The sequence below is a fragment of the Numidum massiliense genome, assembly GCF_001375555.1.
Taxonomy (GTDB): Bacteria; Bacillota; Bacilli; order Thermoactinomycetales; family Novibacillaceae; genus Numidum; species Numidum massiliense.
This window is the reverse complement of record NZ_CTDZ01000009.1, coordinates 2,209,176-2,230,524: the sequence shown is the minus strand read 5'-3', so window position 1 is coordinate 2,230,524 and position 21,349 is coordinate 2,209,176. Positions and strand designations below refer to the sequence as shown.

At 50.3% G+C, this 21,349-nt stretch carries 18 protein-coding genes; 14 read left to right on the top strand and 4 right to left on the bottom strand.

All coding sequences use genetic code 11. The features are described from left to right. Window positions 1–178: 178 nt before the first annotated feature. The 3 genes from BN1247_RS10715 (at window position 179) to BN1247_RS10705 (ending at window position 4,610) form a co-directional block, all read left to right on the top strand. Window positions 179–1,156: a siderophore ABC transporter substrate-binding protein gene (locus tag BN1247_RS10715; RefSeq protein WP_054950377.1), complete on the top strand. Its 978-nt coding sequence runs from the start codon at window positions 179–181 to the stop codon at window positions 1,154–1,156. Window positions 1,157–1,627: 471 nt separating this feature from the next. Beyond that, window positions 1,628–2,977, top strand: coding sequence for an ISLre2 family transposase (locus BN1247_RS10710; RefSeq protein ID WP_187119684.1), 1,350 nt, complete (start codon window positions 1,628–1,630; stop codon window positions 2,975–2,977). 244 nt (window positions 2,978–3,221) lie between these two features. Further along, the gene (locus tag BN1247_RS10705) at window positions 3,222–4,610 is read left to right on the top strand and encodes a sigma-54 interaction domain-containing protein (protein ID WP_074011124.1); all 1,389 of its coding nucleotides are present in this window, start codon (window positions 3,222–3,224) and stop codon (window positions 4,608–4,610) included. Between the two features lie 65 nt (window positions 4,611–4,675). Here BN1247_RS10705 and brnQ read toward each other — a convergent pair whose 3' ends face one another. The 3 genes from brnQ to BN1247_RS10690 form a co-directional block, all read right to left on the bottom strand. Beyond that, entirely contained in the window at window positions 4,676–6,034 is a 1,359-nt protein-coding gene (gene brnQ, locus BN1247_RS10700) for a branched-chain amino acid transport system II carrier protein (RefSeq protein ID WP_054950376.1), read from the bottom strand. 191 nt (window positions 6,035–6,225) lie between these two features. After that, window positions 6,226–7,203 (bottom strand): proline dehydrogenase family protein, encoded by a 978-nt coding sequence (locus BN1247_RS10695; RefSeq protein WP_054950375.1) that lies wholly within the window; start codon window positions 7,201–7,203, stop codon window positions 6,226–6,228. Window positions 7,204–7,322: 119 nt separating this feature from the next. Further along, window positions 7,323–8,306, bottom strand: a complete 984-nt coding sequence (locus tag BN1247_RS10690; RefSeq protein WP_054950374.1) for a proline racemase family protein — start codon at window positions 8,304–8,306, stop codon at window positions 7,323–7,325. Between the two features lie 399 nt (window positions 8,307–8,705). On the opposite strand from BN1247_RS10690, the gene BN1247_RS10685 reads away from it, so the two are divergent. The 6 genes from BN1247_RS10685 to BN1247_RS10660 all read left to right on the top strand — a co-directional run bounded on the left by BN1247_RS10685 (window position 8,706) and on the right by BN1247_RS10660 (window position 16,542). Continuing rightward, window positions 8,706–9,314: a DUF2238 domain-containing protein gene (locus tag BN1247_RS10685; RefSeq protein WP_054950373.1), complete on the top strand. Its 609-nt coding sequence runs from the start codon at window positions 8,706–8,708 to the stop codon at window positions 9,312–9,314. A 346-nt stretch (window positions 9,315–9,660) separates the two neighbouring features. After that, entirely contained in the window at window positions 9,661–10,650 is a 990-nt protein-coding gene (locus tag BN1247_RS10680; RefSeq protein WP_054950372.1) for a tripartite tricarboxylate transporter substrate binding protein, read from the top strand. 115 nt (window positions 10,651–10,765) lie between these two features. Then, window positions 10,766–13,102 carry a tripartite tricarboxylate transporter permease gene (locus tag BN1247_RS17165; RefSeq protein WP_074011122.1) on the top strand — a complete coding sequence of 779 codons (2,337 nt, stop codon included), beginning with the start codon at window positions 10,766–10,768 and terminating at the stop codon, window positions 13,100–13,102. Window positions 13,103–13,238: 136 nt separating this feature from the next. Continuing rightward, on the top strand, window positions 13,239–14,285 hold the full coding sequence (gene fni, locus BN1247_RS10670; RefSeq protein ID WP_054950371.1) for a type 2 isopentenyl-diphosphate Delta-isomerase: 1,047 nt from the start codon (window positions 13,239–13,241) through the stop codon (window positions 14,283–14,285). Window positions 14,286–14,433: 148 nt separating this feature from the next. Further along, the gene (locus BN1247_RS10665; protein ID WP_054951611.1) at window positions 14,434–15,243 is read left to right on the top strand and encodes a Cof-type HAD-IIB family hydrolase; all 810 of its coding nucleotides are present in this window, start codon (window positions 14,434–14,436) and stop codon (window positions 15,241–15,243) included. A 126-nt stretch (window positions 15,244–15,369) separates the two neighbouring features. Then, on the top strand, window positions 15,370–16,542 hold the full coding sequence (locus tag BN1247_RS10660; protein ID WP_054950370.1) for a MalY/PatB family protein: 1,173 nt from the start codon (window positions 15,370–15,372) through the stop codon (window positions 16,540–16,542). A 223-nt stretch (window positions 16,543–16,765) separates the two neighbouring features. Here BN1247_RS10660 and BN1247_RS10655 read toward each other — a convergent pair whose 3' ends face one another. After that, entirely contained in the window at window positions 16,766–17,437 is a 672-nt protein-coding gene (locus BN1247_RS10655) for a GntR family transcriptional regulator (RefSeq protein WP_054950369.1), read from the bottom strand. A gap of 271 nt (window positions 17,438–17,708) precedes the next feature. On the opposite strand from BN1247_RS10655, the gene trxA reads away from it, so the two are divergent. From trxA to BN1247_RS10630, 5 genes are all read left to right on the top strand, one after another. Further along, the gene (gene trxA / locus BN1247_RS10650; protein ID WP_054950368.1) at window positions 17,709–18,023 is read left to right on the top strand and encodes a thioredoxin; all 315 of its coding nucleotides are present in this window, start codon (window positions 17,709–17,711) and stop codon (window positions 18,021–18,023) included. An 83-nt stretch (window positions 18,024–18,106) separates the two neighbouring features. Further along, window positions 18,107–19,027, top strand: a complete 921-nt coding sequence (trxB, locus tag BN1247_RS10645; protein ID WP_054950367.1) for a thioredoxin-disulfide reductase — start codon at window positions 18,107–18,109, stop codon at window positions 19,025–19,027. A 184-nt stretch (window positions 19,028–19,211) separates the two neighbouring features. Continuing rightward, a complete protein-coding gene (locus BN1247_RS10640) occupies window positions 19,212–19,691 on the top strand; it encodes a DinB family protein (RefSeq protein ID WP_054950366.1) in 480 nt (159 codons plus the stop codon). A gap of 67 nt (window positions 19,692–19,758) precedes the next feature. After that, window positions 19,759–20,625: a metallophosphoesterase gene (locus BN1247_RS10635; protein ID WP_074011121.1), complete on the top strand. Its 867-nt coding sequence runs from the start codon at window positions 19,759–19,761 to the stop codon at window positions 20,623–20,625. A 156-nt stretch (window positions 20,626–20,781) separates the two neighbouring features. Further along, window positions 20,782–21,084 carry a HesB/YadR/YfhF family protein gene (locus BN1247_RS10630; RefSeq protein ID WP_054950365.1) on the top strand — a complete coding sequence of 101 codons (303 nt, stop codon included), beginning with the start codon at window positions 20,782–20,784 and terminating at the stop codon, window positions 21,082–21,084. Window positions 21,085–21,349 lie beyond the last annotated feature (265 nt).

Genomic DNA, 21,349 nt, shown 5'->3' with positions numbered 1-21,349 from the left:
ATTATCGCAATCGACAGATGTTTACCTTTTTAAAGGGGTGATTCGAATGTAGACGTGTAAGGGAGTAACCAAGATGTTATCGCTAATCGGCAAGAGAGCTATATAGTGTGGGTGAAGCAAGTCTTCCATTTGATGTCGATTGAGACAAGGAAATTAAATATAAACTGAGGTGAATCGCATGAAAAGGGCTTTTCTATTTGTATTTATTGCTGTGTTTGCGATCATGGCCGTCGCGTGTGGGGCGAACGGGGCTGACGGGGCGAAGGATGAACCGTCCAAAGGGACGGAGACAAAGAAAGCGGGCGGGGAGAGCGCCAGCGAAGAACTGACGATTAAGCACGAACTCGATGAAACGATCGTTAAGAAAAACCCGCAAAAAGTTGTCGTGTTCGATTACGGTTCCCTCGATACGTTAGATAAACTTGGGGTCGAAGTGGCAGCACTCCCGAAAGGCCACGTGCCCCCCTATTTGTCCAAGTTTGAGGACGACAAGTATGAAAATGTCGGCAGCTTAAAGGACCCGGATTTTGAGAAAATCCACGAAATCGGTCCGGATTTGATTGTTATATCCGGAAGACAAGCGGATTTGTACGAACAGTTTAAAGAAATTGCGCCGACGATTTATTTAGGCATCGACCCGAGCAAGTACATGGAATCATTTAAAGAAAATGCGAAAACGTTAGGGAAAATCTTCGACAAAGAGTCGGCCGTCGAGGAAGAGTTGGCCAAAATCGATGAGACAATTGACAAATTGCATGAAAAAGCGTCCAAGAGTGGCAAGAACGGTTTAATCATTTTAGCGAACGACGGCAAAGTGAGCGCGTATGGGCCGAATTCTCGCTTTGGCATCATTCACGATGTGTTTGGCCTTAAGCCGGCGGACGAGAAGATTGAAGTAGCGACGCACGGGCAAAGCGTGTCGTTTGAATACATCGTAGAAAAAGACCCTGACTACTTGTTTATTGTCGATCGCGGCGCTGTCGTTGGCGGTGAATCGTCGGCGAAACAAGTCGTTGAAAACGAATTGGTGAAAACGACGAAAGCGTACAAAAACGATCATGTCGTTTATTTAGATCCGAACTACTGGTATTTGTCTGGCGGCGGTCTCGTTTCCGTGGCGGAAATGGCGAAAGAAGTGGAAGCAGGTCTGAAGTAGGCTTTTGTACCTATTCGATTGACGGCGGAATGGCCGCGCAGGCCGCGCAATAACAAAGCAAACGATGATTACTGACCAACTTAGAAGATGTCCCCCGCTTAGCTGACCTCGACTATAATACGGAGGTCAGCTTTTGCCGTTGTCACCATTTCCGTCGCTTCGTCTTGTCGAGGAACATTAGGACACCAGTCGGGGTGGCGATGGTGCAAAAGGCGATTGAGGAGTATCGGTTGAAACCCGGAATTGGGCGGTAGGATACCATTTCGCGCTGCGGAGCGAAGAAGGGCGAGACCGTCCAAAGCCGGAAATGACGTATGTGTAACATTTCTCTCGAAGGGTTTTAGCAGGAATTTGGAGGGAGAATATAGAAAAGGAAGACCTAAATAGTACTCCTAACCACCACGAAAGGAGAGGTCTTCCTTGAAAACCATTATACCAGAAATCGCTACTATCTTGGAACAGTCTACAGATATGTTGTCGTTTTGGGAAAGCTTACGTATTCGCCTGATGGAAGTGATGGCTGATCTGTTCGGAGAATTTTTGGAGCAGCTCGATCAGATGATGACGACGCATTACAAGGAAAAATACGGTTGGAAAAGTGAGCGATTGGACAGCCGGGAGTTCACCAGTTTTTTTGGGACAGTGTCCTATAAACGCCACTTGATGTACGACCGAAACGGAAACGCACATTACCCTGTCGATGAGGCAATCGGTTTAAAACGCCGTAAAAGATACAGCCCAGACCTTATGATGCTCGGAGCAGAGTTAGCTGCAGCGCCGGGAATGACCTACCGCCTCGCCTCAGAGGTCACGCAAAAACTTGCCGGTATAACGATCAGCCATACGACGTTTCAGCGCTTAGTAAAAGAAGCAGGTGAAGCTCAAGCTGTCATGGATGCTGAAAAAAGGGATCGAATTTTTGAGGATACGGTAATTCCTAACTCTCCGTCCGTTAAGCACTTATATTGCGAAGCAGATGGCTTATACGTCAAAGGGAGAGGCAAAGGAATAGAGATCAAAAATATGCTTGCCTATACCGGGTGGGAGCAAAACGGACAGCGTGTCTCGTTAACAGATCGTCACGTCTTTTCTACCGTTGAATCGGTGGATGACTTTTGGGAAATAGGTTATGCAGCGATTCGACATCGTTGGGATCTCTCACATACACATGTGGCGACTAATGCGGATGCGGCTTCATGGATCTCTGAGGAACGCGTTCAAAATACCTTTTCTGAAGCGACATCGGTTGTCCGCCAATTGGATCCTTTTCACGTAAAGAGGAGTATTCGTCGCGGGTTGAGCCGCCAGCCAAGGCTCATTCCTCAAATTGAAAAGGCAATATCCGAAAAAAATAAGGATAGGTTTAAAGCGGTGATTGATACGGCACAGGGAAATGCAGAGACGGAGCGAGAGGAAAAGCGTATCGAGAACATGCAGAAGTATCTTGAAGGGCACTGGGAGATCCTCTGCGACTGGCGTGAGGTTAGTCCAGACGTGCCAAAAAATGCTCGTAGGATGGGATGCATGGAATCGAACCAGAGACGTCTGGCATACCGCATGAAACGTCGTGGCATGTACTGGAGTGAAGAAGGGGCTCAAGCCATCGCCAAAGTACAACAAGGCGTTACCAATGGGACGTTGAGACAGGCATTATTAACTGTCTGGCCCAACCGCCAAGTGACACAAAAACTAAAACGCCATGCGAGGCGAATAGGTAAGTCGGATCACATTGGGGTTCAAGTTGGCAGGATCCAAGTAGGTGCCGCATCAGCTTCAAGTGCTATTGGGTATTTGGATAAGGTGGTTAATCGCCGTCCTTGAAGAGTTAACTCCTCAAGGGCGGACAACAAGTGAACGTTAGGGAATGACATATTTAGGTCTTTAAATCCTTGATCCTGTAAGGTCGTCGAGTAAAGCTTGACACATACGGAAATGACTGTAGTCGTAACAATGAATCACCTTTTGTGGTAAAATGTACGTATTAGGATCGGATCAGATGGGATCCGATCACGTATACCTTTAGATGGAACCGATTGCAGGCATGTTACTTGTAAAGGTGTGGACAATGAACGACATTCCTAAGGACTTGACAGGTTGTTATTTACAGACTCTCATTGAAACGAGTTCTGAAGCGATTACGATTATTAATGCGTCAGGTGACGTGCAATACTGGAATTCCATAGCCGAGCAAATGTACGGCATCCCGTTAAAAGACATTAAAGGACAGAAAATCAACCAGTTCTTTAAAGATGAGGATCTAAAATTGCTGGAAATCCTCCAAACGCGGGAACCGCAGTTTAGTGTGTACCATCAACCGCGACCCGATAAGCACGTGTTGATTAGCTCATCGCCGATTTTTGACGACGAGGACCATTTAATCGGGGCGATCTCGATTGACCAAGATATTACGAATATCGTCAAACTAAACGAAAAATTGACGTTAACGACGTCGCAATTGCAAAAGATAAAAAAGCAGTATCGCTTGCGAGCGCAAGGGGGGCCCTTTTCCGATATTCGCGGAAATAGCCTTGCGATCCAAAAGGCCCGCGACCTGGCGTATAAAGTGGCTACGACGGATGCGACCGTATTAATCCAAGGGGAAAGTGGCGTCGGCAAGGAGCTTTTTGCGCAAGGGATTCACGATGCGAGCTTAAGGAAGAACGAACCTTTCGTGGCCATTAACTGTGGCGCCATTCCGGAAGCGCTGTTTGAAAGTGAGTTTTTCGGGTATGAAAAAGGTGCCTTCACCGGTGCCGGCCGCGATGGGAAGCCCGGGAAAGTGGAGATGGCCCACGGCGGCACGCTGTTTTTGGATGAGATCGGCATTTTGCCCCTAGATATGCAGGCCAAATTGTTACGTGTACTGCAAGAACGAGAAGTTTGTCGCATTGGCGGCAATCGCTCGAAAAAGGTGGACATCCGCGTCGTAGCGGCGACGAATAGCAATCTAAGTGAGATGGTGGACAATGGGTCGTTTCGCGACGACTTATATTATCGCTTGAATGTCGTCACGTTAAACATCCCGCCGTTGCGCGAGCGAAGCGAAGATATTCCCGTTTTGGTGAAAAACTTTATGAACGAATTTTCCATCAAATACAACAGGCAAATGTCGGAGTTGCAACCGAGCGCCCTCAACTTGTTTACAAGTTACGAATGGCCAGGCAACATTCGTGAACTAAAAAATGTCGTGGAACGGATGATTATTTTTAACGATAAGTGTCGTTTGCAGGTAGAGGACCTCGTCGATATATTTCCAGTGTCGATCGGTGAAAAGACTAGAGGAGCAAGTGAGGAGAGGGAAGGGCTCGCGCAAGAGAAAGCGATGCTGGAAAAGGAGCGCATTAAAGAGGCGCTAACGGAGACGTACGGCAATAAAACAGCCGCAGCAAAAATACTCGGCATTTCCCGCGTCAGCTTGTATAAAAAACTAAAAGAGTACAATATAGAATGTTAAGTCCCCGCAGCGGCGAAACGGGGACTTAACGGGGACTTGTTGTAGACAGAACGCATGGAAAGACCTTAAGTTTTTTCCACTTCTTGGCCAGCCATATTAATCAGAGTGACGGGATCATTCTTTACTTTCGCCACGATTAACCCGACTGCAAATCCGATCAATCCGGTGATAATCCATCCGGCTCCAAATTCGAACAGCGGAATGAAGCTGAAGGCATTATTGATCGCCTCTGGTGCCACTTTTGCATCTTTCAACGCGTCGAGGATGGCGACGAAACCGACGCCGACGATTGTGCCGACATAGACGGATTTACGCCCGTTAAACAAATTGTTCGCAAAAATCAAGGCGATAAGCGCGATCGCAATCGGATACAATAACAGTAAAATCGGCGAAGCCATCGTCAAAATCGTGTTTAAGCCAAAGTTCGTAATAACTAAACTCAGTAGCGCGAAGACGATGAGCCACATTTTGTAAGAAACTGCCGGCACGATCCGTTCAAAGTACTCAGAAACAGCAGCCAAGCACGCGACGTTCGTCGTAATGCCGGTTAAGAAAATGACGGTGCCGATAATATATATACCGACTTGTCCGAAGAGGAACTTTGCACTTTGTGCCAACACTTCCCCTCCGTTTTCCTTGTAGCCAATAGCGTCGACGCTGGAGGCGCCGATCCACGCCATGGACACTTGCAGCGCGATTAACCCGATAATCGTAATCATACCGGATTTAATGAAAAGCTTAGACACTTCTTTCTCTGAGCGGATACCTAACGACCCGATCGATTTAATAAAAATGCCACCAAACACGAACGCTGCCAGTACGTCCATTGTGTAGTACCCTTGGGTAAAGCCTTTCAAGAAAACGCCTGTCGTGTATGTCTCTAATGGTGCTTTCGGACTACCCATCGGTGTCGCGATGGATTTTATAATAAGCGCCAATAACAGTATGGCGAACACTGGTGTGATGATTTTCCCTAGTCGATCGACAAACTTCGATGTATTCCACGAGAGTATGACGGTGAGGACGATAAAGATCGTGGAAAAGACGAACAAATAAAGACGTTGATTCGCTCCCGATTCAACGAGCGGATTGATCGCAATTTCATACACGACCGACGTGGTGCGCGGGATGACGTAAATAGGTCCCAGGGTGAGGAAGAGTAAGATCGAGAAGATCGTTGCAAATAGCGGGTTTACCCTTCCGGCGAGTTTTTCCACTGTCCCGCCGCCGCGCGTTAAGGCGATAATGGCGAGTAAAACTAATCCGACGCCTGTAATTAAGAAACCGCCCATGGCGATCCACGTATTCGTGCCTGCCTGCTGACCGACCATCGGAGCAAAAATGACATTACCCGCACCTAGAAACATGGCAAAAAGCATTAATCCGATCGCTACAACTTGAGAAAACGGTAGTTTCTTTTCCATAGTCTCCCCCTAGTATTCGTATGTTACGTGCTTGGCACCCGGGCGATCGATTGACGCGCACCGGGTGCCAGTAAAGCGGCACAATGTCCGTCAAAAAATACGTCGAGAAAAATGAGTGCCGGTTACAAAGGCAACGCGCGTGATCGCGAGTGATCTGCCCCTGCCCGGGATCTGGCGGCAACTGGCGACGACTACTTGTTGCGTTTACTTAGGCGGCCTAACAAAAATGCGGCTACGCCGACGCCAATGAGCGTGTTTGTCTTTTTGTTGAACACTTGTTTCGTCACGAGATTGAGGTTTTGCGGGCGCTCGGCCAATCGGCGCATAAAGTATCCAAACCAGTCTTCTCCGAACGGCACGTACGTGCAGAAGTTAAAACCTTCCTGGGCAAGTTTAATTTGCAATTCGCGACGGAAACCGTACAACATTTGAAACTCGAACTTGTCCTTCGGAATGTTGTGTTCCCGTACAAATCTTTTTACATGGTCAATCACGCGGTGGTCGTGCGTCGCGATGGACGTAAATTTTCCATAGAGCAAATGGTATTCGATTAACTTGATGTAGTTGCGGTCAATCTCTTTTTTGTCTTGATACGCTAAGTCCTCGGGCTCTTTGTAAGCGCCTTTCACAATGCGTAAACGGTAATCTTTGTACTTCTCGATATTCCTTTCTGATTCGTAAAAATACGCCTGAATGACCGTCCCGACATTGTCATAGTCTTTGGAAAGGTCGTCGAGAAGATCGAAGGTCGGTTGCAAGTGGCCGTAATCTTCCGTGTCAAAGTTGACGAATACGTCGTATGCATGCGCTTTAGCGACGATTTCCCGCAAGTTGTCCAAGCAGAAGTCGTAGTCGATGTCGAGTCCGAGTTGCGTCGGCTTCAACGAAATGTGGGCAGCGATGTCGTGTGCGTGGATCGCTCCGATGACGTTCAAAATTTCTTCTTTAGCTTTGAGCGCCTCGGATTCTTCGAACACAAATTCGCCCAAGTTGTCGATCGTCGCGGAAATGCCTTGCGCATTTAACTCTTTTACACTGGCGATCATTTCTTCGATGTTTGTGCCAGCGACGACAGACTGGGCGCCGAGCTTTAGTCCCCAACGTTTCGCACCGCTATTAAGCGCTTTATTTTGCGAGAGCATAATAAAAAAGTCCTTAGTTAATCCCATTGTAAAAACCTCCAATTTGATTAAGAAAGTAAGTAGATTGTACACCGTGTCCGAGTGCAGTTTTTACCAGCCACGTGGTCAACGAAGGGTGAACGTTCACACGTCAGTTGAATGGAAGGTCACTTGAGTAAAAAACCTTCGGTGTACGGGTCCGTATCCTCCAACACAAATTGATGCATGCCTGTCATCCACGCTGAACCAGTAACTTTTGGCACGCTTGCCGGAAAACCGGCAACTGTCGTCTGCCCGATGACCGTTCCTTTAAAGGTTGAACCGATGATACTTTCTTGGATAATGTGTTCACCCGGCTGTAGGTCGAGTGTCGATAGTTTTGCACACGTGCCGGTGCCGCAAGGTGAGCGGTCAATTTGTCCTTCGCCAAATACAACGACATTTCTATAATGATTGCTACCCGCTTCTATACTAAATTCCACGAGATCCACCGTATTTATTTCCGGCAGTTCAGGGTGTTTGACATTAATTTGTTCGTTTACCGCTTTTTTAATCGCCATGCCGAGGTCCGCGAGGTGTCGTTGTTCGTCGATGTCCAATTCTAAGTTGAGTTGACCGGCGTCGACAATGGCAAAGAAGCTACCGCCGAAGGCGATGTCTACCTTGATGGGACCGATATTTTCAACGACAATGTCGACGTCCTGTTCAAACAAGAAGGCAGGGACGTTAATGAAGGAGACTTCTTTTACTTTGTTGTTTTCATAGGCAACTTGGCATTCAACGATGCCGGAAGGGGTATCGATGAATACGCTATCTTTTTTAGGAATAAGCCCCCTATTAATTGCTATTGTAACAGAGGCGATGGTGCCATGACCACACATGTTCAAGTAACCGCCACTGTCCATGAATAGGACACCGAAGTCGCAATTCGATGCGCATGGCTCCGTAAGAATCGCGCCAAACATATTTAAATGGCCACGCGGCTCATGCATCAAAAATTTACGGATATCGTCCATGTGCAACTGCATATATTGCTTTTTTTCCATCATCGTTTTTCCGCGAATGGGCGGAAGGCCGTCGACGACGATTCTCGCGGCTTCACCCATCGTATGGGCGTCTATCGTCTGAATATAACGCTCTCCATTTATCATAATAAGGCCTCCAACATATATAAAAAGTAGGTTGTGGTTACATTAAGCAAAGATCGTGCCAACCTGTTGGAGTGCGTATGACGGCCTTTTTTCGTATTTTGCTAGCAGGTGAATAGGTGAAGGTGTTCATTTAGTTTACACTTTTGTTAATAAGCGCTTAACAGTTGTCAATTTGTTTGATTTGTTACTTCTTGTCTTGCAACTGTCTTTCCGCTTTGCAATTGCGGCTAATCGATGACACTTTCATCGGAGACCGCGAACGTTGTACGTTAGCGCCCGATATCATATATACTGAGGTTAGGAAAAATAAGAGGATCGCGCGGACGGGTTTCCAAAAAAAAAATTTGGGAACGGGATATGGTTTGCATCTGGTTCGCTCCTTTTTTTGAGGTGCTATTATTGAAACGTCGTGTGAATCGCACGTTGAATAACGTGCTATGTTTGAGCTATGTGCTTTTTATGGTCGTAGCACTTGTCGTCTTTTACGCCAGTGGCGATGTGTATCGATATCCGATCGCGCTCGGCGGGGTCATCTGCGGGGCAGTGCCGTACCTTTTAGAAAAATTTACGCGCGTCCGCCTACAACCGCGTCTCGTCATCGCGTACTTTTTGTTTCTCATCGGGTCACAGTGCTTAGGGTCTTTTCTCGACTTTTACAGTCAGTTTCCGTGGTGGGACAAAATGTTACACTTCTTGAGCGGTATTTTACTCGCTTATGTTGCATTTGCCCTACTCGACCGCATGACGGATGAATTGACACGACAGCACTTGTCTGCGCAGATCGTCTTTCTGTTCGTGCTTTCGTTCACCGCGTTTGTCGGCGTGGTGTGGGAAATATATGAGTTCAGCGTTGACCAATTGCTGCACACGCAAGCACAGCAAGGGAATACGGACACGATGCTGGACTTAATCGCCGATACGTTAGGAGGCCTCGTGACGGCGGTATGGGTCGTGTGGCGCGAAAGGCAGCCCGAAGGGTCGCCTGTGAAACAGAAGCAAGAGGCGTGATTAGAGTGGCATTCAGTACCAATGGCCGAAAAAGATGACAGGAAATTGTAAATCGGATCTCATTTTGACACTGCATCGTATGCGGTGTTTTTTTATGTTATGAAATGCGTGCCACTGTCGTATATATACGCATGCACGGAAACGGTTAGCGAGCGGTGTAGCGGAAAGGAAATGTAAAGCGAGGGCATACGAGGAGGAATTCCATGCTAGAGCGAAAAAAGTGTTGCCACAAGGGGAAGGGGAGGTGTTGGTAGCAATGGTGGTCGATTGGATCATATATAAATATAAAAACGTAAGGGGGGGCTTTAGCACAAGCTGTAGCAAGGGCTGCGGGGGGCGACGCCTAATGGTACTCGTCGCGACGGTGTTACTGGCTGTGCTGTTTACAGCTTGTGCGGGTGCAGCGGGAACAGGTGGAAAAACTGGCAAAGCCGCTCGCGAGGCGGACAACTATCCAGCGCAACCGATCACGTACATGATTCCGTTCGATGCAGGCGGGCAATCGGACGTCGAGGCACGGCGGCAACAACCGCTTTTAAAAAAGTTGCTCGGGCAGCAAGTGAATGTGACGTATAAGCCGGGGGGCGGCGGTGCCGTCGGTTGGGCCGAACTCGTGCAACAAAAGGCAGATGGCTACTATATCGCCGGAATCAATGTCCCCCACATTATTTTGCAGCCGCTCGCGCAACAAGACGCCGGTTACGAAACAGCGCAGATTGAGCCGATCGCTATTTTTCAAACATCGCCGATCGGGTTGGCGGTGACGAAGGAAAGTGGCATCACGTCATTGGAGGAGTTTGTACAGGCGGCTAAAAAAGAGCCAGGGAAATTGACGGTTGCAGGTTCGGGATCGTATTCCGGGCACCATTTGGCCTTCGGGCAACTGCAGCAACTCGCCGACATCGAGTTGCAGTACGTGCCGTTTACCGGGGGTGCGACGCAAATCCAAGGGTTTCTCGGCGGCAATACAACAGCGATCTTAGCCAATTCCGACGACTTGGTCAGTTATAAGGGAAAAATGACGATTTTGGCGATCGGTTCGGAGGAGCGCTTCGCGGCTTTGCCCGATGTGCCGACGTTCCAAGAGAGCGGGTTTAACTTAACGGCGAGTATCGATCGCGGGGTTGCCGTGCCGCCGGGAACGCCACCGGAAATCGTGGCACGGCTGGAAGCGGCGTTTCTCGAGGTTGCGAACGACCCAAAAGTGCAAAAGGAGATGCAGAAAGACGGGTTTGCGCCACAAGCGATGGGGGCGGCGGAAGCGAAGCAGTACATAGCGGAGAAGAAGAAACAATATGAGCCGGTTCTCGAGTCGCTGGACGCCCTAATGAAGTGACGCATGGCGCAAAGTGACGAACAGGCAAGTGTAACAGCGTAACTGCGCAACCGCGCAATGAAGAGCAGGCAGACGTAGAGGAAACGAGCAGGGGGAAGTGAGGGAAGGTGAGTATATGGGAGACGTTATTTCTTACGTGTTAAGTGCGCTCACAGATCCTATTAACTTACTGGCGATGACAGCTGGCGTTGCCGGGGGTATTGTCGTCGGCGCCCTGCCGGGGCTGACGGCGACGATGGCGTTAGCGCTCATGCTGCCGTTTACGTTTTCCCTCGAGGCGATTACGGCACTCATCGCGCTCGGCGGTATTTACATTGGCGCGATTTACGGGGGCTCGATTTCCGCGATTCTCATTAATACGCCGGGGACCCCGTCGTCGATTGCGACGACGTTCGACGGCTTTCCTTTGACGCAGCGTGGGAAGGCGGAGCACGCGCTCGTTTCCGCTGCGTTCAGTTCCGGCGTCGGCGGTATCCTCGGAGGCTTTGCTCTGCTCTTTATTTCACCGGTGTTAGTGAAGCTGGCATTGTCGTTCGGGCCACCGGAGTATTTTTGGGTCGCTATGTTTGGGCTAACGATCATTGCGAATCTGGCGTCATCTTCTCTGTTAAAAGGATTCCTCGGCGGTAGCGTCGGGTTGTTACTCAGTACGGTAGGCATTGCCCCGATTGGCGGTGAGTCGCGCTACACGTTTGGCTTTGCTACGCTGCAAGGAGGGGTCGATCTAACGGTCGCCTTAATCGGGTTGTTCTGTATCCCGGAAGTGATTCGCATGGTGGAACAGATCGCGGTGACACATGGGAAGATGTCTTATCGCCCACAAAAAGGTGTAGCCAGCGAGACGATTCGCGCGTTACTGCGCAAGCCGCTTCTTTTTATCCGCTCGTCACTCATCGGTATTGTCGTCGGTATTATTCCTGGGGCGGGGGGCAATGTCGCTAGTCTGCTCTCGTACGACATGACGGTACGGTTTGCGAAAGACAAGGCGTCCTTTGGCTGCGGGAATATTGAAGGAGTCGCCGCTTCGGAAGCGGGGAACAACGCCGAAGTCGGCGGGTCGCTCGTGCCGCTGTTGTCGCTCGGGATTCCTGGCGCCGCTCCGGCGGCGGTATTGTTAGGGGCGTTGACGATGCAAGGGATCCGCCCTGGACCGGACTTGTTTAGTACGAATGCGGCGCTCGTCTATACGTTTTCGTGGGCATTCATCATCGCTAACGTGCTTATGTTCGTCTTTGCCTTTTTCGGGGCAAAGGTCGTCGCCCGTGCGATTGCCATCCCAACGTATTATTTGGCGCCTTTGATCATTTGCCTAACCGTCGTCGGTTCTTATGCGCTGCGCAATTATTTTTTTGATGTGGCGGCGATGCTCGTCTTAGGCATCGTAGGCTACGTGTTAAAACGGTTCGGCTTTGATCCGGGGCCGATCGTGTTGGGGTTAATTTTAGGCCCGATTGCGGAGGTCGGCCTCGTGCAGTCGATGTTGACGGGGCAGGCGCAGGGCAGTATATGGCTCGTGTTTTTCACCCGACCGCTGTCGCTCGCGCTGATCGCATTGTGCTTCTTCTCCCTCGCGTGGCCAGTCATGACGAGGCGTCGCGAGCGACGACGACAACTTTCGTCGCCTTCCCCGGACGAACAGCAGATGCCGCGAGCGGCGTACGAACAAGTCATTCAGGCAACAGAAGCCGTGCAACGCACTCACCCGGGAGAACATCGACAACTAACGGTAGCTATGCAACCGGAGGTACTTGCCCGACAGGCGGAGGCAATGGAGGACGGGGAACCGAAACCACCCGCCTCAGCAGCGATTAGCGTGTCCAGTACAGGGGAACGTCAGTGGCGCGTGAATCGCCATAGCGTGCTCGCAGTGATTCTCCTCGTTATATATGGGACTGCCGTGTGGCACACGTTTTCCCTTCACGTAACGAGTGCCGTCTTTCCGCGTACGGTTGCATTGATCGCGCTCGGCTTAAGCTTACTCTATTTTACAAAAAGCGTACGCTTCCCTGTGCGTGAACCATCACTTCTTAGGAGCGAGTGGCGTCGCGTGTTAACGAGTATGTGCCACATGGCGGTTTTTGCCGCGTTGTTGTGGGCAGTAGGATTCTTGTTCGCAAGCGTGAGCTTTCTAATGTTTTTTGCTGGGTATTTACAACGTGCACACCAGCGTGGCAACGGGCGGCGAGCGGTGCAACCGCGTCTATTGCGTATGTTGCAGTCGAAAACGGAGCACCGGCCAACCATGCAGCCGTATACGAGGCAGGTTCCCGCGATGAGGCGGCGTTTGGTTCAGTTCCGGACGATGCGATGGCGTACGATGCAGCTACGTACGGTATATACAGCGCTGTTCGCTGTCCTCGTCAGCGGCACGTTGTACGTCGTTTTTCGCTTCATTTTTTTCGTACCACTTCCTACCGGTGCCTTGTTTGAAGCGCTCGGCATGATACGTTAAAAGTGTGATACAGTATGAAATAGAGATGAGGATAGAACCTATCGATAGTGACTGATTTAAGACTAATAATGAAGCGCATCGATGGTTGCGGTTGCTGCTACATATGAAGTGCTACATATGAAGGGGTTTCAAAACAATGGAAAAAGACGAGCGACAAACACATACGGCACGGCGAAAAAGCGAGCACATCGACATATGTTTACACGGCGATGTGCGCGGGCAAAACGTCACGACTGGTTTCGAAAAGTACCGCCTGCGCCACACAGCGCTACCGGAGATCGATTTTTCCGAGATTAGTCTTGCCGGGTCGTTTTTGGGCAAACGGATCAAGGTTCCGCTCGTCGTCAGTTCGATGACTGGCGGGACGCCGGAAGCGGCCGAGATTAATGAGCGTTTGGCGACGGTCGCCGAACAGCGCGGGTGGGCGATGGGATTAGGTTCCATGCGGGCGGCACTGGAAGAACCGGAACTGGTGGCGACCTTTCAAGTGCGCAAGCAGGCGCCGACGATTCCTATTTTTGCCAACTTAGGAGCCGTCCAGCTCAATTACGGATACGGGCTCGACCATTGCCGCCGCGCCGTACAGTTAGTAGAAGCGGACGGACTCGTCTTGCATCTGAACAGTTTACAAGAAGTGTTTCAACCGGAAGGAAATACGAATTTTAAAGGGCTGCTGTCTAAGATCGAGCAATTGTGCCACACCCTCGACGTTCCCGTCGGGGTTAAAGAGGTCGGTTGGGGCATTGGTGGTGAACTCGCGGCGGCACTCGCCGCCCGCGGCGTGCAATTCATTGACGTGGCAGGTGCCGGGGGGACGTCGTGGAGCCAAGTGGAAAAATACCGTTCCCGCGACCCGGTGCGTAGCTTGGCGGCGGAGTCCTTCGCCGGATGGGGTCTTCCAACGGCGACGTGTATCCGCGAGGTGCACACTCGCGTACGAGAGGTGACGGTCATCGGCAGCGGCGGTATCCAAAACGGAGTCGAGGCGGCGAAAGCACTCGCCCTCGGCGCTGACTTAGTCGGCGTTGGGCGTCCCTTGCTCGCTGCCGCCGTACATTCCCGTGCCGCTCTAAGTCGCGTCTGTGCGCGTATCGAGTTGGAACTGCAAACGGCCATGTTCGGAGTCGGTGCGAGCGACGTGCAGCAATTAAAAACGGGTAACTACCTTGTGGAATGCGATTGAGCCGAGCCTTTATACTGGGCAACTCTAAACAGCTCTACATTGTCAGGCGGTATAAAGTTCGCTAAAATAGTGGTTACTACACAAATACAAAGAGACGGAACAATTCAAAATGTTTTTGTTTAAAAAGGGCAACAGAAAGGAGCGTTCCATGACACAACCGTACTTAATCGCCGTTGACCTCGATGGTACGCTGTTGAACGATGAAAAAAAGATTCAAGAAAAAACGAAGCAAGCGCTCAAGGCGGCTCGTCAACAAGGACATAAGGTCGTCATTTCGACCGGTCGACCGTATCGTTCGAGTGTGTCGTATTATCGCGAATTAGGATTAGATACACCGATCGTCAATTTTAACGGAGCGTTCGTCCATCACCCGCTCGATCCGAGCTGGGGCATCTATCATACGCCACTCGAATTAAAGACAGCGAAAACGGTGTTTGAAGCGTGTGAGGCATTCGCCATCAAAAATATGATGGCCGAAGTACTCGACGACGTCTATTTGCAGCAACACGACGATACGATCATTAGCGCGTTAACGATCGAGCCTACGGCGTTAAAAACAGGAAGACTCGGCGATATTTTAACCGATCATCCGACGTCCATTCTCGTACATCCGGAAGCTGAGCATGTCGCTACTTTGCGCGAGACGTTACAACAGACACATGCTGAAGTGATTGACCAGCGCACGTGGGGCGCACCGTGGCACGTCATCGAGATCGTAAAGGCGGGGATGAACAAAGCAGTCGGCTTAAAAAAGGTTGCCGCATACTTCAATATCCCGCGCGAGCGCGTGATCGCCTTCGGGGACGAGGACAACGACTTAGAAATGATCGAGTATGCCGGACATGGTATCGCGATGGGTAATGCGATTGAAACTTTAAAAAATATTGCTGACGACGTCACAAAGACGAACGAAGACGATGGCATCGCCCATTATTTGCGCCAAGTGATCGGTATTTAACAGAACACGGGCCAGACTTTTCGCGCTCAAAACTGGTAACACCTTTGCTCTCGTAGCTCTTTCTCGTAGCTCTTTATAAATAAACAACCGTCAACTAGAGTTTTTTCACAGAAAAGGGGCAGTTGGATGAACGATTTCGATACAGTCATTGATCGCGCTCATACAAACTCGATTAAATGGAATTATTCCGAGCAAGTTTTTGGTACTGACGACGTATTGCCATTGTGGGTAGCAGATATGGATTTCCCTGCGCCACCGTCCGTCGTCGAGGCGTTAGTCGCGCGTGCGAAGCATCCGATCTACGGCTATCCAGGGATGCCAACGTCATTTTTTCAAGCGGCGGCTAGCTGGTTTGACCGCCGCTTAGGCGTAAAGGTAGACACAGAATGGATGACAGAACTTCCCGGTGTCGTGTCAGGGTTGTATGTCGCTGTTGAAGCATTTACAGAGCCGGGGGATAAAATTGTGATCCAGCCACCGGTGTACCATCCGTTTTTTGACGTTGCCAAGAAGCGCGGCCGCCAGTTGGTCGAAAATCCGTTAGTCGAAACGAACGGCTATTATACGATGGATTTTGCCGATTTACGTCGTAAAATTGACGCTGACACGCGGCTTCTCATTTTATGTAGCCCGCATAACCCGGTCGGGCGGGTGTGGACAGAGGAAGAGCTGCGTGAACTCGCGGACATTTGCCGCGAGAACGATATCATCGTCATCTCTGATGAAATCCATTCCGATTTAGTGTTTGAAAAGGGCGCGCACCGGCCGTATTTTTCATTAAGCGAAGAAATGGCCGACCACAGTTTGACGTTCGTTTCCGGTAGTAAAACGTTTAATTTAGCCGGCTTGTTTACGTCCGTTGCGATCGCCAAAAACCGCAAGCTACTTCAAAGGTTTAAGGGGATGCAGCAGCGAATGGGGCTGCAATTCGTGAATGCATTTGGCATCGAGGCGCTAACAGCTGCTTACAACGGAGGCGAACAGTGGTTGGATGAATTGCTCCCCTATTTGCACGATAACGCGACATACGCGAGTAACTTTTTACGCGAGCGCCTACCGCAAGTGAAGATGCACGTACCCGAAGCGACGTATCTCGCTTGGCTAGATTTCCGCGACAGCGGGGTGCCGGCAGAGGAGTTACCTCATTTTATCGTTCAGAAGGCGCGACTCGGTTTGAACGATGGTGTGGCGTTCGGGAAGGAAGGCGCCGGGTTTATGCGACTCAACTTCGCTTGCCCGCGGTCGCTGTTAACCGAAGCGCTTACGCGCTTAGAAGCGGCGTTCGCATCACGCGACTAAAGCACTAAAGCACTAAAGCACACACTGCGACATTGCCGACGACAAGGTTGTCCACGGTTAAAACGACCTGCAATCGCGCACACGATGTGCTGCAAAGCAACGGAAGTTGCAAATGTGATTTTTTTACACTAAATGAGGGTTGCCGTAGCAACCCTTTTTTTAGTGGGGTGGATCGAGACGAGAGTATATCCGGCAACTTTACGCGCTTTTACGCGCGGTAAGATTACGGTCGCAGCATGTTTAAAAGCAGGGAGACGTCGTTCGTAGAGCCGACCGTAATGACCGGCGTCGGCATTGATCCGACGAATCTCCTTACTTTCGGGGCAAGGTCTTGCGTCGTGACGATGACGTCCGCCTTGCGCATCGCTTCATTGCGCACGTCCTCCGGGGCAAAAATGTCGATCGTGTCAATCTCCGCCTCCGTAATCCGTTTAATTTCATCTAAATAAAAAATACAGGCGCTATTGCGACACTCGAAAAAAAGGTAGCGCGTTTTTTTTGCTAACGGTTGTCCGAACAGTTGAACAAAGGCGAATGCCGATAAAAGCACGTCCTCAACGCTGTAATTCGCATCGAGTGCCTCTTTCACGAGGTTTTCCACAAAAGGAACGTACGGATGCTGCTGCTTAAACGCATCCACCTGCTCCTGGTCGGCCACGCGCGTGCCGCGTCCTTTCATAATCACGAGCAGCCCTTCTTCTTTCAATTGCGTATACACTGTTTGAACTGTGTTGCGATTAACCGACAGTTGTTCCGCTAACTGATTCGTCGACGGCAAGGGGTCTCCCGGCTTAAGAATTCCTTTGCCGATTAACCACTTAATTTGCTCCCTTATTTGAACGTTGAGCGGCAACGGGGAGCGCGTGTCGATTTTAAATAAGCTTGCTTCAGTCATAAGGTAAAACCAACTTTCCTAATTGACTAGTAACCCAGTTAAGTTTTAGCATAATCAATGTATGTGAAAAAAGCAAGTCCGCGATGGACGATCCTGTTTGTCACATTGTAACTGTATAGTTGTGCTACCGCGCAATTTAGGTGTTGACAAACGCGCGCATTCCGCATATGATGTATTTGACAGGTTAACTAAGCAACTATGTAATTGTGGAACCGCGAAGTCGCTTTAACCTTATACGATTCTTTTTTTAAATCATGAGGAGGAAATATTAATGGCAGCTAAAGTACTCACGAAAGATACGTTCCAAGGGCAAATTCAATCTGGGGTGACGCTAGTCGACTTTTGGGCAGAATGGTGTGGGCCGTGCCGCGTACAATTGCCAATTATCGAGAAGTTGGCCACCGAATTGGACGGGCAAGCGACGGTCGCTAAAGTTAACGTCGATGAACACGGCGATCTCGCCGCGCAATTCGGCATTACGGGGATTCCTGCCTTACTCATTTTTAAAGACGGCGAACTCGTCGATCGCTTTGTCGGCTTACAAGATGAAGGCACGCTGAAGAAAGCCGTCCTCGCCCACGTTTAATGACGGCGGAGCGTTTGAATACGTCCGTTTAAATATGTAAGATATAAGGTGACAAACACTTAGTGGATTAGGAGCGAAAGTCGATGTATAAAACAGTTGTAGTCGGTACAGGACCAGCTGGTTTAACCGCGGCGATCTACTTAGCGCGTGCTAACTTGAACCCCCTCGTCATTGAAGGGCAAGAGCCGGGCGGGCAACTGACGACGACGACAGACGTCGAAAACTTCCCCGGCTTTCCGGAAGGGATATTGGGGCCGGAGCTAATGGATAACATGCGCAAGCAAGCCGAGCGGTTTGGGGCAGAGTTTCGTACGGGATGGGTAAACAGCGTCGATTTATCTGAAAGACCGTTTAAACTGCAAGTCGAAGGAATCGGGGAAATCGTGGCGGAAACTGTCGTCGTCTCGACGGGCGCTTCTGCGAAGTTACTCGGTATTCCTGGGGAAAAAGAAAACATGGGCCGCGGTGTTAGTACGTGTGCGACGTGTGACGGTTTCTTTTTCCGCGGGAAGAAAATTATCGTGGTCGGTGGCGGCGATTCGGCGATGGAGGAAGCGACCTTCTTGACCCGCTTTGCGAGCGACGTACGCATCGTACACCGGCGTCACGAGTTGCGCGCGTCAAAAATTATGCAAGACCGTGCCCGCAGTAACGAAAAAATTAGCTGGAGTTTGAACAAAACGCCGCTAGAAGTAATTGCTGGCGACCAAGGTGTCTCCGGGCTAAAAGTGCGGGATAGCGACACCGGCGAAGAGGAGATCATCGAGGCAGACGGCGTGTTCGTCGCGATCGGCCACCGTCCGAACACCGCCTTCTTGGACGGCCAGTTGACGACTGACGAACTCGGTTACTTAGTCGTGCAAGAAGGGACGTCTGCGACGAACGTTCCCGGCGTGTTCGCCTGTGGGGACGTCCAAGATCGGACGTACCGTCAAGCAGTGACAGCTGCGGGTAGCGGTTGTATGGCTGCGCTCGATGCGGAACGCTTTTTAGAAAATCAATAAAAATCGCTAAAACAGCCGAGGTAATACACTTGTTTGGTAATGCAACGCCCCGATGTGCAAGCAAACACTTATACGCGAAGCAACGCGCCTAGGCGCGTTGCTATTATGTTTTGTAGCATGAATAAAAGGGTATGTGTTTATGGATGAACCCTATTTTTATACGTTAAGAAGGAGTGGTATAGCGATGAGTAAGGAAGCAATGCTGAAACAATATGCGATGACGCGCGGTTATTTGCTAAAAGTGTTGGAAAATGTGACGGAAGAGACGGCAGACGTTCGACCAGAAGGGTTTAACAATACGGTACGCTGGAACGCGGGACACATTTTAGAGACAGCCGAAGAGTTCTTCTTCGGTTTTCCAAAAACGTCGCACATCCCAGTCGAATATAAAAAAATATTCGGCAACGGCACGAAACCAGCCGACTGGCAAGCAAAACCGCCGTCACTAGCGACGTTGCGCACGCAGTTGCACGATCAGGTGGCACGCATTCAAGAAACGATGGAAGGGCGACTCGGCCAACCGTTGCCGAAGCCGTTTTCGCTCGGGCCGGGGCTAGATTTCGCCACTTATGACGACGTGTTACTGTTCGCGCTTACTCACGAGGCGATGCACCTCGGGTACATCAATGCGATGAAGCGGGCGATCGGGGGTGGGGCGAAGTAACGTTCGTCCGTTCGTGAGAGGTAAATGGACAGAAACATAATCATCACTACGTTGGACGGGAGAAGTCATGGAGAACAATAGTCCGCTCGTACTAACGCGGCGGCAATTTTTGAAGAAAAGTACCCGATGGGTGTTAGGTGCATGCGCACTTGGCGGTCTATCGGGTGCTTATGCCTATTGGGTAGAACCGAACTGGTTAGAAGTGAAACACGTCGATGTGACGCTTGAGCAACTTCCGCCAGCTTTTCACAAGTTTCGTATTGTGCATTTTAGCGATTTGCATTTAGGACACTATTTATGGCCCGAAGATTTAACGGACTTGATCAGTCACATCAACGAACTAGGTCCCGATCTTATTTGCTTTACCGGCGATTTCGTCGATCACGAGACAGACGTCGTCGCTGGGGCCGTTTCTTATTTGTCACAACTGCGCGCCCCGTTTGGACAACTGGCGGTGCTCGGCAATCACGACCACGGGAACAACCGCGAGCCGGTCGTCAGTGGCTTAACTGCAGCGGGCTTTGATATGCTCATCAATGAACATGTTGCATTGATGCATAAAGAGGAGACGTTGTACGTTGCTGGGGTCGACGACCACTTGGCCGGTGCGTCCGATGTAGAGGAGGCGCTGCGCGGCATTCCGGAAAGGGCTTGTACGATATTGCTTAGCCACGAGCCGGATGTCGCCGACGATTACACCCGTTACCCGCTTGCCCTGCAATTGTCCGGCCACAGTCACGGCGGACAAATTCGTCTGCCGCTCCTCGGTTCAATTTACACCCCCGCCCTCGCTAAAAAATATACGAGTGGCTTGTACACAGTACCGGACAGCCGACTGCAAGTGTACACGACGCGCGGCATTGGGACGACCCGCTTACCACTTCGCGTGCATTGCCGCCCCGAGCTATCGGTCATTACGTTGCATCGCGCATAGGTGTTAAATCTTTGTGAACAACGACGATCGAACGGCTGCCGTTTGCACGACGCACACATGATAAGGTCGACGCTTGCGCGTAGCTAACGGTATAATTGGTGAATAAGGCGTAACGTAAACACTATAATAAAGTAAACAGCATGAGGAGGTGCCACGATGAATATTTCTATAACACCCGATGCGCTCACGTGGTTTAAAGAGGAAATTGGGGCACAGGCTGGCGACTTTGTACGCTTTTTTGTGCGTTATGGCGGTCACAGTCCGATTCAGGCGGGCTTTTCCATCGGGGTGAACGTACAAAAACCGCGCCACATAGCGGCGTATGCGAAAGAGGACGGCATTACTTTTTTCGTCGAGGAAGACGACATTTGGTATTTTGACGATCACGATTTCCGCGTCGCTGTGAACAGTGAGACGAATGAAATCGAATTTTCGTATCCAGCGCGAACGAAGGAGTAGTTTCGACGTGAGTTCCCGGTTTGCGCCTGACGACTAAAGTTGCGTGGCAATGCTTGGGTTCGTAAGCAGCGAGTAGGTGCCTATGGACCAAATCGGCCCGTGCGTCGCCTGCTGTTGTGGCCGAACATCGCTATTGGCTATAAGTGCTTGGCGACCATGCGCGCTTTATGCAGGATGCGCTCGCGACCGGACAATTACCGCCTTTTACCGAAGTGCAGCTACATACTTGCTCGGCATTTTATCGCCGCTAATGGCCGATCATATG